Raw genomic sequence first — 11620 nt, 5'->3', positions numbered from 1 at the left:
TATTTATGAAGATCAATACTAAACCTTTACCAGGAATGATGGAACTTCTTCCTGAGGAGCAAATTGAGTTTAATCGAATCAAGAATATAATTGAGCTAAATTATGCAAAGTTTGGTTTTTCGCCAATTGATACGCCGGCAATTGAACGAACTGAAGTTTTATTAGCCAAGGCTGGCGGCGAGACCGAAAAGCAAATATATCGCTTTAAAAAGGGTGATAATGATTTAAGTTTGCGGTTTGATTTGACTGTTCCAACCGCACGTTATGTTGCGGATAATATTGGACAATTGCAATTTCCATTTAAACGTTCGCAAATAGGTAAAGTTTATCGAGGTGAACGTTCTCAGAGGGGTCGTTTTCGAGAATTTTATCAATGCGATATTGATGTTATTGGTCATGAAAAATTGAGCGTAAACTATGATGCTGAAGTCATTTCTGTGATTTACAGCATCTTTCGTGAACTTAATTTTGGCAATTTTACGATTCGAATTAGTAATAGAAATATTATAAGCGGTTTGATTGAAGGTTTGGGTGTTGAAGATAAATCTTCTAAAATTATGGCTTTAATTGATCGGGCTGAAAAAATTTCAAGTGAAGAGTTTGCTGAACAATTAAATAATTTAGATTTGGGTGAAAAATCTTCAGTAATAGTTGAATTTATAAATATTTCTGGTTCTTGTGAAGAGGTTTTAGATAGTCTTAAAAATATGTCAAGAAAGATAAATAATGAACGCTTCAGCAATGGAATAGTGGAACTTTCTGAAGTTTCGGGTCTGTTGAAAAATATGGGTGTTCAGGAAGGATATTTCAAGCTTGACATGTTGATTGTTCGAGGATTGGATTATTATACCGGAACAGTTTTTGAAACAAATCTAGATGATTTCAAACAAATTGGCTCAGTTTCAAGCGGTGGAAGATATGATAATTTAAGCAGTTATTATTCGAAAGAAAAACTCCCTGGTGTGGGTGCCTCAATTGGGTTGACAAGGTTGTTTTGGTGTTTGCGAGACTTAAATCTTTTGAGTTTTAATAAACGCTCAGAAGCCGAATATCTATTAATTCCAATGGGTGGTGAGCAGGAGCTAAAAAAATCTTTCGAAATCGCTAACGAAATGCGCGCTCAAGGTAAAAAAGTTGAAGTTTTGTTAGAGAATTTTAATATGAAAAAAGCTTTTAAGTTTGCGGATAAGAGGGGTGTTCGATATGCTTTAGTGATTGGTGATAGAGAAATCTTAGAAAATTCATTCTTTTTTAAGGATATGAAGACGGGGCAAAGTATTAGTCTAGAAGAAATATTTAAAAAATAGCGCTACTGTTTATTTTTTAAAAAGTATGTGGTATAATCATTTTATATCACTTTGGCGCCTTGGCGGAGTGGTTACGCAGCGGTCTGCAAAACCGTTTACACCGGTTCAAATCCGGTAGGTGCCTCCAAAAAATTAAAGCAAAGGAATAGATATGAATAGTGAAAATCAGAAGGTTGTAGAAATTCGAAAAGGAGAGAATGATACTACAGAGAAAGCTGTAGTATATACTCAAGCAGCCCCAGTAAAAAAGAAATACAGTCAGACAGTAAAGAGTATTCGACAGATTTGTATTTGGTTTAATATTTTTACGGCTATGGTTTGTGCTCTAATCAGCCTAGTAAATATTTGGTTGGATAATAACTTGGGCGAACTAATGGGTAAAGCTTGGGCTACGTTCCTAGTGCTTGGTGCTTTTTCTCTATTTATTATGATTATTGCACCACTTCTTGATAAAGACGAAGCTTAAAATAAAATTACGCGCCTTGACTTTTATGGTTGGGGCGTGTAAAATGTAAATATGCGCGAGTGGCGGAATTGGTAGACGCGAGGGACTTAAAATCCCTTGACCTAAACAGTCGTGCGGGTTCGATTCCCGCCTTGCGCACCAAAATAACGATAGTAGGAGAATTTAAGAAAAATGCCAATTGCAATTATTATAATTATCGCGATCGCTGTATTGATCGGTTTATTTGTTTGGGGCCAATATAACGCTCTTGTTCGATTGAACGAACGGGTTGAAGAAGCATGGAGTGACATAGCTATTCAATTAAAATATAGAGCTGATCTGATTCCAAATCTCGTTGAAACTGTAAAAGGTTACGCCGAACATGAAAAGGAAGTTTTTGAAAACGTAAGTTCTGCGCGTGCAGGTTTGATGGGTGCTGGAAACGATGTTGTAGCGGCTGCTAAAGCTGAAGGTGAAATGACTCAAGCTCTTGGGCGATTGTTCGCTGTAGCTGAAAATTATCCAGAATTGAAAGCTAATGAAGGTTTTATTCAATTTCAACAACAACAACAAGAGATTGAAGATAAAATTCAAGGTGCTCGACGATTTTATAACGGCGGTGTTCGAGATTTAAATATTAAAATCAAAACATTTCCAACAAACGTATTTGCTCGAAAATTAGGTTTTGAAAAAAGAGATTTCTTTGAAGTTGAAGATCGAAAAGCTGTTGAAAACGCCCCTCAGGTAAAATTCTAAAAGAGGTGTTTTAAAGGTGTATAGCTCAATATCTGAGAATAAGCGTAATACTGTAATAATATTTATGGTATTTATCGCAATAATTTCAGGAATTGGGCTATATTTTTCGTATATCTATAAAAATGATTATATTTTTATAATTTTATTAGTATTTTCAATATTATATGCTTTAGTTCAATACAATATTTCAAAAAGTATTGTATTATATATGAATGGCGCGAAACCAGTTTCTAGAGAAATTGCTCCTGGGTTTTATGCTGCTGTAGAAACTATATCAATAACTGCGGGGCTACCTATGCCTAAGTTGTATATAATAGATGATGAATCACCTAATGCTTTTGCGGCTGGAACTAATCCGGAAAAGTCAATAATATGTGCAACTACGGGACTTTTGAATATTATGAATAAAAGTGAACTGGAGGCTGTTGTCGCTCATGAGATGTCACATATTAAGAACTACGATATTAGAGTTTCTATGGCTGCGGTGGCGTTAACTTCTGTAATTGAGCTAATATCGGAACTAGTATTGAGATTTTTTATTTGGAGCGATGACGATAATGATAATCGAAATCCATTGATTGTGGTTTTGGGCTTATTATTTGTGATGATCTCACCCTTGCTAGCATTAGTTACGCGACTTGCAATCTCTCGCCAGCGCGAATTCTTGGCTGATGCGACAGCTGTTTTGCTTACAAGATATCCTGAAGGAATGATTAGCGCTCTTCAAAAACTAAAAAACAATGGGAAGCCGCTTAGAAAGCAGAATTCTACAACAGCAAATCTGTTTATAGTTAATCCGATGAAGCGTAGTTTTTTTCAAAATTTATTTTCAACACACCCATCAATAGACGATAGGATTTCAAGATTAAAAGACAATAGTTCGAGGTTATAGATGAAGGAAAGAATTTTAAGTTCAAACGAAAAACAAATTAGTTTAGTCTATTTTTGGTGGATTAGTGTAAGAATTTTTATGCGAAAAAATATAGTGATAAGGTTTCAAAACTTTAAATCTCGCCGCCCTCACAGAAGTTTCCGGATTTCAAAAAGAAGAGATTTTGTTAGACCGTTAAATATTGATGGTTATTGGAGAATGGTGGGTTATGTTTTTGGATTAATTCGTGAAAATAAAAAAATGTTTGCTTCTTTGGTATTGTTATCTGCTCTTGCAGGTGTTGTACTCATTGGTTTAATGGATCAAAATTTTATTTCAAGCTTACAGACTGTTGCAGACACGACAAATGGGGGTAATTTCCAGGGTTTTTGGGGTGAGATTGGTAAGGCGGGATTGGTTATGGCTGCTAGTTTTAGTAGTGGCGGTCTTGTACAGTCGCCAAATGAAACCCAACAGCTGCTTTTCTTTATTATAGTCTTGTTCATTTGGCTGGCTAGTGTTCAAATTTGTCGCAATCTAATGAATGGCAATAAGAATTTTAACCTTCGTGATGCGTTATATTCTTGTGGTGCACCAATTATACCGATGACTGTAGTTGCTATTGTCATAGTCTCTCAATTAATTCCAGCATTTCTTGCTACTATTGTTGGTTCAGCTGCGAGAACGACGAGCTTTCTTTCTGACGGAATTGAGCAAATGCTATTTTTTGCTGCTATGCTTCTTTTATTTTCGATATCTATTTTTTGGGTTATAGGATCTTTTTTTGCAATGATCATCGTTACGATTCCTGGAACGTACCCAATGAAAGCATTAAGAATTGCTGGAGATATGGTTTCGCAGAGAAGGTTAGCTATTTTAAAACGAGTTCTATTCTTGCTCTTCATTGTTGCTGTTTTGTGGTCTGTGATAGTAATTCCTATAATTATTTTAATGAACTGGCTGATTTCCGTGAATGAGATTTTTACAAAAATACCAGTAGTGCCAATAACAATGTTACTAATGTCTTGTTTCTCTTGCGTATTTAGTTCTACATATATTTACACTTTATACAGAAGGATTGTTGATGGCGACAATAGATAAAAAAAATAGATATCAAGATTTAGTTAAATTATTAAATCAATATTCTTTTGAATACCACACGCTCGATAACGCAAGTGTTCCGGATTCTGTCTACGATTCATTATTTTCAGAATTAAAAAAGATAGAAGCTGAACATCCTGAACTTATATCAAGAAATTCACCAACTCAAAGAGTTGGAAATGTTGTAAAGGGTGGATTTTTAAAAGTTGAGCATGCAAGTAGAATGCTTAGCTTAAATGATGTTTTTAGTGAAGGTGAAATCGTTGAATGGTTCGAGAGAATTAAAAAAATAGATCCAACACTAGAAGATGTTTTTTTTGCAGATATAAAAATGGACGGGCTAGCTTGTTCTTTAATTTTTGAAAATGGGGAGTTTGTGCGAGCTGTGACTCGAGGTGATTCTTTTGTTGGTGAAGATGTGTCGAGCAATGTGCGGACTATTAAAAATATCCCATTCTTTTTGCGAGCAGAAAAAGAGTTTGCTTTTTTCGAGAATGGCAAAACTGAGGTTCGTGGTGAAATTGTAATCTTAAAAGATGACTTTGATAAGATAAATAAAATCCGAAAGGAGCAGGGTGATCCTGAATTTGCAAATCCTCGCAATTTGGCCGCAGGAACGATTCGTCAGTTAGACCCCTTAATCACAGCTTCTCGACCACTATATTTTCGAGCTTATGATATTATTCGCGAAAACCCTGAAGAAGTCAAAACTAATGAATTTGCCTATTCAGCATTAAAAAACCTTGGCTTTTCAGTTAATGAGCAGGCTAAAAAAATCATAGGAATTAAACAAGTTGTTGATTTTATTGAATTTTGGAGTGAAAAAAGAAAAGAACTTCCGTTTAATACGGATGGGTTAGTTGTAAAAATTAATAATCGTGATAAGTTTTCGAAACTTGGAGTAGTTGGTAAGCAGCCGCGCGCAGCAATTGCATTTAAGTATTCCCCGGAAGAAGCTACTGCGGTAGTTTCAGATATTGTGATTTCGATCGGTCGGACGGGAATAGCAACTCCGGTTGCGGTTTTTGCGCCAATCCAGCTTGCTGGGACTACTGTTCGCCATGCGAGTCTTCATAATGCGGATGAAATTTCGCGACTAGATATTAGAATTGGAGATACGGTAGTTGTCTTTAAAGCGGGGGATATTATTCCGAAGATTTTGCGAGTTTTACCGGAGCTTCGTCCAAAAAATGCTGAAATTTTTAATTTCGAAAAAGAGCTTTCAAAACAATTTCCTGAAATTGAATTTTATCGTCCAGAAGGTGAGGTTGCGTATCGTGCGAAAGGCTTAAATTCCGAGTTAATCCTTAAAAAAACGATTACTTTTTATGCTTCAAAAGCGGGTCTCGATATTGAGAATTTAGGTGAGAAAAATGTAAATCTACTAGTTGAAAAAGGTTTAATTCGAGATCTGGCGGACATTTACAATCTTCAAAAGAATGATTTGTTGAAACTTGAACGTTTTGCAGAACTCTCTGTGAATAATCTACTTCAAGCAATTGAGTCTTCGAAAAATCCTGAACTTGCGAAATTTATTGCGGCGTTAGGTATTCGCCATGTTGGAGGTGAAACTGCAAAAATTTTAGCGGAAAAGTTTGTCAGTTTTGAAAATCTTCAAAATGCTGAGATAGAAGATTTATTATCTATCGATGGAATTGGTGAAAAAGTGGCTGAAAGTATTTTGGCGTATTTTAGTGATGATGAAAATTTACAGATTTTGAATAAAATGTTCGATTTTGGTGTGAAAGTGCAAAATTTTGCAAAAAATGAGGGGATTTTAAGTGGTAAGAATTTTGTAATCACGGGGACATTAAAAGAAATGTCACGCGAAAAAGCAGCCGAAAAAATTGAGTTGCTTGGTGGAAAATTCCAAAAATCTATTTCGAAAACAACGGATTTTTTAGTTATTGGTGAAAAAGTTGGTGCTACAAAAATTGAAAAAGCAAAAAAACTTGGTGTAAAAATTCTAGAAGAGGATGATTTTTTAGAGATGCTGTAAATCTCGGAGCGGTGATAATTTTTTAAAAAATGAATTTTATGGTATACTATAAGATAGTATGAAAAGATATAATCCGATTGAAATTGAAGCAAAATGGCAAAAAAAATGGGACGACTCAAAGCTTTATGAGGTTAAAGCTGACCCTTCGAAACAAAAAATGTATATTTCGGGAATGTTCCCGTATCCAAGCGGTGCCGGACTTCACACGGGACATGCGCGAAGTTACACTATTGTAGATTCGATTGCGAGGTTTTATCGACAGAAAGGAAAAAATGTATTAAACCCAATTGGTTGGGATACTTTTGGTTTGCCGGCTGAAAATTATGCGATTAAGACTGGAATTTCACCGCAGGAAGCAACAAAAACAAATATTGCCAACTTTAAAAAACAATTCAAGCGTCTTGGTATTTCAATCGATTGGTCGCGAGAAATCAATACTTCGAATCCAGAATATTATAAATGGACGCAATGGATTTTTCGAGAATTATATAAAAAAGGTCTAGCCTACCGAAAAGAAAGTTATCAATGGTGGTGTGACAATGATAAGACCGTTCTTGCTAACGAGCAGGTTGAGAATGGGCGTTGTTGGCGATGTGGTGAAGAAGTCACAAAGAAGCGAATGACTCAATGGTTTTTTAGAATTACGGCTTATGCTGATGAGCTCTTGGAAGATATTGATAATCTTGACTGGCCTGAAAAAATTAAGACAATGCAACGAAATTGGATTGGCAAATCTAAGGGTGTAGAGATTGAATTCGAAATTGCTGAAGGTGATGCAAAAGGTGAAAAGATTAAGGTTTTCACAACTCGTCCAGACACACTTTTTGGGGCGACTTTCTTGGCAGTTGCACCTGAGCACCCTCTTCTTGATAAGCTAGTTAATGATTTAACGAAAGATAAAGTTGAAGAATATAAAAAAGAATCTTTGAAAAAAACAGAAATTGAACGCCAAGAGAATAAACAAAAAACAGGTATCTTTACTGGTAGCTATGTTGTAAATCCAGCGAACGGTAAGAGAATTCCAGTTTGGGTTAGTGATTATGTTCTTGGTGGATATGGTGAGGGTGCGGTTATGGCTGTTCCTGCTCATGATGAGCGTGATTATGAATTTGCTAAAAAATTTGACCTTGATATTATTAAGGTTGTTGAAAAACCAGAAGGGATTGCAGATGACGATATCTGTTATCATGGTGAGGGAGTTATCGTAAATTCTGGTGATTTTGATGGTCAAAATTCCGCAGATGTTCGTGAACAGGTTTTGAGCTGGCTTGAAGAAAAAGAGATTGGTCGCTCAAAAACTACGTATAAAATGCGTGACTGGCTAATCTCTCGACAGCGCTATTGGGGTTGTCCAATTCCTATTGCTTATGACAAAGACGGTAATGAGCATTTAATTCCTGAAGAACAGTTACCTGTAATGCTTCCAACTTTAACCGATTTTAAACCAGATGATTCTGGAAAGTCGGCATTAGCAAAAAGTGAAGAGTTCATGCATGTCGAAGTAAATGGTGAAAAGATGGTTCGAGAAACAGACACTATGGATGGGTATGCTTGTTCGAGCTGGTATTTATTGAGATATGCTGACCCTAGGAACTCTGAGCGCGCTTGGGATCCAGAACTTGTAAACTATTGGGCTCCAGTCGATTACTATGTTGGTGGGGATCACGCTGTTGCACACTTGCTTTATGTTCGCTTTTGGACTCATGTTTTTAAAGATTTGGGATTAACTAACTTTTCCGAGCCTGTTAAAAAGCTTCTTTATCACGGATACATTAATGCTGAAGATGGCTCAAAAATGAGTAAGTCGAAAGGTAACACTATCGATCCACTAGAAGTCATCGATCAGGGTTACGGTGCAGATTCACTCCGAACTTACGAAATGTTTATTGCTCCTTACGAAATAGATGCATCTTGGGATTCTCGTGGTATCGCGGGTGTTTATCGTTTTTTGAATCGAGTTTGGGTTTTAGTTCAAGAATTTATTGAGAGTGAAAAATCAATTGAAAACCTTTCAAATTTTGAAGAAGTTCAGAAATCTCGGCATAAAACAATCAAGAAAGTCACAGAAGATTTCCATCGGGAGAGTTTAAATACTGTCGTTGCCGCATTGATGGAGTTCGTGAACGACCTTTATAAGTTTAAACTTGAAGGGTTTTCGGAAGATTGGCGTCAGGTCTTAGAGGATTTGTTGAAGATGTTAATGCCTTTTGCTCCACATATTTCGAGCGAACTTTGGCAACAACTAGGAAATAATAACTTCATTGAAGAATCTGGCTGGCCAGAGTGGGATGAAGAGATGTTAAAAACGAGTGAAATTCAGATAGTTGTGCAGGTAAATGGAAAGCTTCGTGGAAAAATTAAGATTTCTACAGAGCTTGAAAAACAACAAATTCTTGAAAAAGCTAAACAGGAAGAAAATGTTGCAAAATTCCTAGCAGATAAAGAGATTATTAAAGAGATTGTTGTTCCAGGTAAATTAATTAATTTCGTGGTTAAATAGGTTTTAAAAAACGGAAGTTGTTAGCTTCCGTTTTTTATTTTTAGTTTTATTCTAAATTTAAGTCAGTGTCGTTTGCGTCAACTGCAACCCAACCATCTTTATCTATATTAACATCTATTTTTGTCTTTTTACCATCGCTTGTTTGTTCAAAGTTCTCGATTCGAGTAATTATCCTAGGGTTATTACCATCCTGATAGTAAACTTCGCCTTTAAGGTCGAAATCAGCATCTTTGGTCATTTCACCTAACGAAGAGTGGTTATAACCATTAAAATTGTAAGAGTCAGGTTTTTCGAAATAGTCAGTATTTGTACTTCTGATAGATGCCCCTTTTTGTAGATGAATTTTTCCACCATCTTTTGAAATCTCTTCAAGTTTTTCAAAATCCATTGGGGAGTTGTCCAATTTTTTAGCTGAAACCATTTCGAAGATTTTTTGACTTTCAGCTTCTTGATATTTTTCATAAAAGCCGTGTCCGAACCATCCAGCTAAAGCGCCACTAACTGCACTAAGGGTTAAAACTCTCGTTCCAAGCTTTTTGAATTTTTCTCGGTTAATTCTGATATATTCTTTGTTTTGATCTTGATTGTTTTTATTTTTGTATTTTTCCATAACAATGTTATTATAGCATAAATACTATCAAAAGTCAATATTTAATAAATAATTGGCTTGCTTTATCTTGATAAATAAGGTATAATTGAATCTGAAGATAAATATTAAACCTAAGGAGAAACTTTAAATGGCACAGCCAAAGAAACAGAGCAGTCCTCGAAAGACCGGTTTGCGACGCAGCCACTTACGATTGGATTTAGCTCGTCGAGTTAACAAAAAATCACCAGTAAAAGTTTATACAACTAAAAAACAAGCTGGTAAAGCTTTAAATAAGCAACTCGAAGAAAATAAAACGCTAGCTGCTTAATTTGCTGGCGTTTTAAATTTATTTGACAAAATTTAATAATATTTTAATAATAGGAAAGAACCTTACGTAGAAATGGCATCAAATAGACATTTAGGAAGGATTGTTGTTCTTCAAACACTTTACGAATATGAATTTCGTTTACAGGCTCAGGATAAAACCGTAGATTTGTCTGAAATTATTTTTCGAAATATGAAACAGTATGATGAAGTGATTGGTGACAAGCAATTCGTTCAAGATTTATTAAACGGGATTATTGAAAAGCAAGTTGAGCTTGATACGAAGCTTCAGCCGATGGCACCAGAATGGCCAATTTCACAGATTGCAAGAATTGATCGTAATGTATTAAGAATTGGTCTCTATGAATTATTATATTCTAGAGATACGGTTCCGCCAAAAGTTGCAATCAATGAGGCTGTTGAACTTGCAAAAGCGTTTGGTTCCGATAATTCAAGTAAGTTTATAAACGGCGTTTTAGGAACGGCTTATAAACTTTTTGTGGAGGAACAAAATGGCGAACAAGAAGGTTGAGAATTTTCGAAAGTATTTTCATAAAGCTCGCCGAACTTCGATTCAAGAAATTGTTAGAGAACCGACGGCTGGTGGGGTTATTTTTCGACGTAACGAAAAAAAAGAGATTGAGATTTTACTAATTCAAGATTCGAAAGATCGCTGGACGATTCCGAAGGGTCATATTGAAAAGGGTGAAACTGCACAAGAGACCGCAAAGCGTGAGATTGGAGAAGAAGCTGGTTTGCACGATGTGAAAATTATTGGCTGGCTTGGTAAAATTAATTTTCGATATAGAAGAATTGATAAACTAGTTTTAATGACGACGCAAGTTTTTCTAGTGAAAGCTCTTGGTGATACGGATGCTATCCAGAAAGAAGACTGGATGAATGGTATTAAGTGGTTCAGTTTCTCTGATGCTTTAGAAGAAATTGAATATGAAGATATCGGTAAGCTTATATTGCTTGCTATGAAAAAAATTAGACAGGAGAAATTGTAATGAGTGGTATTTTATTGACACCTTATCGCGACTGGGCAAAGGAGAAGCTCGGCTACGATTTCGATAATATTGATTTACTGGTTACGGCTTTAACTCACCGCAGCTATTTGAATGAACATAAAAAATCAGCTACAGAACATAACGAACGACTTGAATTTTTGGGTGATGCGGTTTTAGAACTTGTTACTACTGATTTTTTGTTTTCAAACTATGACAAACCGGAAGGTATTTTGACGGCTTGGCGTTCAGCTTTAGTTCGAACAGAGAGTATTGGTGCTGCCGGTGAAAGGCTTGGTTATGAAAAACTAATCAGAATGAGCCGAGGAGAAAAACATGGTTCAGCACGAGCTCGTCAGCAGATTTTAGCAAATGCTTTTGAGGCGACAACTGGCGCAATCTACCTTGATAAAGGCTATGATGCTGCCAAAAAATATATCACAGATAATATTTTAAGTACTTTGCCACAAATTTTAGAAGAAGAATCTTGGCGTGATCCAAAAAGTTACTTGCAAGAACTTTCGCAAGCTAGAGATGGATTTACACCTATTTATAAGGTGATAAAAGAAGACGGACCAGATCACGAAAAGACTTTTACTCTAGGCGTTTTTGTTGGTGATAAAAAAATGGGTGAAGGTGAAGGTCCAAGTAAGCAGATTGCTCAACAAGAAGCGGCTCGAGAGGCGATTCGAAAATATAAAAATAGCGAAAAGGCATAAAT

General features: G+C 35.9%; 12 protein-coding genes and 2 tRNA genes. 13 read left to right on the top strand and 1 reads right to left on the bottom strand.

Translation table 11 applies throughout. The features are described 5' to 3' along the window. The first annotated feature begins 5 nt into the window (after positions 1 to 5). The 9 genes from hisS (at position 6) to leuS (ending at position 8979) form a co-directional block, all read left to right on the top strand. Complete coding sequence (gene hisS, locus HXK94_002595; GenBank protein QTI96137.1) at positions 6 to 1307, top strand: histidine--tRNA ligase; 1302 nt, start codon at positions 6 to 8, stop codon at positions 1305 to 1307. A gap of 53 nt (positions 1308 to 1360) precedes the next feature. Continuing rightward, a tRNA-Cys gene (locus HXK94_002590) sits at positions 1361 to 1434 on the top strand. A 24-nt stretch (positions 1435 to 1458) separates the two neighbouring features. Further along, entirely contained in the window at positions 1459 to 1773 is a 315-nt protein-coding gene (locus tag HXK94_002585; GenBank protein QTI96136.1) for a hypothetical protein, read from the top strand. 53 nt (positions 1774 to 1826) lie between these two features. Beyond that, positions 1827 to 1914: transfer RNA gene (locus HXK94_002580), tRNA-Leu, on the top strand. 30 nt (positions 1915 to 1944) lie between these two features. Next, positions 1945 to 2508: a LemA family protein gene (locus tag HXK94_002575; protein ID QTI96135.1), complete on the top strand. Its 564-nt coding sequence runs from the start codon at positions 1945 to 1947 to the stop codon at positions 2506 to 2508. A gap of 64 nt (positions 2509 to 2572) precedes the next feature. After that, complete coding sequence (locus tag HXK94_002570) at positions 2573 to 3400, top strand: M48 family metallopeptidase (protein ID QTI96134.1); 828 nt, start codon at positions 2573 to 2575, stop codon at positions 3398 to 3400. After that, positions 3401 to 4480 (top strand): hypothetical protein, encoded by a 1080-nt coding sequence (locus HXK94_002565; protein QTI96133.1) that lies wholly within the window; start codon positions 3401 to 3403, stop codon positions 4478 to 4480. After that, positions 4464 to 6479, top strand: a complete 2016-nt coding sequence (ligA, locus tag HXK94_002560; protein QTI96132.1) for an NAD-dependent DNA ligase LigA — start codon at positions 4464 to 4466, stop codon at positions 6477 to 6479. The genes HXK94_002565 and ligA overlap by 17 nt, the downstream gene beginning before the upstream one ends. A gap of 58 nt (positions 6480 to 6537) precedes the next feature. Next, positions 6538 to 8979: a leucine--tRNA ligase gene (gene leuS / locus HXK94_002555; protein QTI96131.1), complete on the top strand. Its 2442-nt coding sequence runs from the start codon at positions 6538 to 6540 to the stop codon at positions 8977 to 8979. A 46-nt stretch (positions 8980 to 9025) separates the two neighbouring features. Here the strand turns inward: leuS and HXK94_002550 are convergent, their stop codons facing one another. Further along, positions 9026 to 9589 (bottom strand): hypothetical protein, encoded by a 564-nt coding sequence (locus tag HXK94_002550; protein ID QTI96130.1) that lies wholly within the window; start codon positions 9587 to 9589, stop codon positions 9026 to 9028. Between the two features lie 127 nt (positions 9590 to 9716). Here HXK94_002550 and HXK94_002545 point away from each other — a divergent pair, with 127 nt between their 5' ends. The 4 genes from HXK94_002545 to rnc all read left to right on the top strand — a co-directional run bounded on the left by HXK94_002545 (position 9717) and on the right by rnc (position 11618). Further along, positions 9717 to 9896: a hypothetical protein gene (locus HXK94_002545; protein ID QTI96129.1), complete on the top strand. Its 180-nt coding sequence runs from the start codon at positions 9717 to 9719 to the stop codon at positions 9894 to 9896. 72 nt (positions 9897 to 9968) lie between these two features. After that, a complete protein-coding gene (gene nusB, locus HXK94_002540) occupies positions 9969 to 10424 on the top strand; it encodes a transcription antitermination factor NusB (GenBank protein QTI96128.1) in 456 nt (151 codons plus the stop codon). Continuing rightward, positions 10405 to 10902 carry an NUDIX domain-containing protein gene (locus tag HXK94_002535; protein ID QTI96127.1) on the top strand — a complete coding sequence of 166 codons (498 nt, stop codon included), beginning with the start codon at positions 10405 to 10407 and terminating at the stop codon, positions 10900 to 10902. The genes nusB and HXK94_002535 overlap by 20 nt, the downstream gene beginning before the upstream one ends. Further along, positions 10902 to 11618, top strand: coding sequence for a ribonuclease III (gene rnc, locus HXK94_002530; protein ID QTI96126.1), 717 nt, complete (start codon positions 10902 to 10904; stop codon positions 11616 to 11618). Before HXK94_002535 ends, rnc begins: the two co-directional genes overlap by 1 nt. The last annotated feature ends 2 nt before the right edge of the window (positions 11619 to 11620 follow it).

Source organism: Candidatus Nanogingivalaceae bacterium (genome assembly GCA_015257795.3).
Lineage (GTDB): Bacteria > Patescibacteriota > Saccharimonadia > Saccharimonadales > Saccharimonadaceae > Nanogingivalis.
This window is presented reverse-complemented; position numbering and strand designations above follow the sequence as displayed.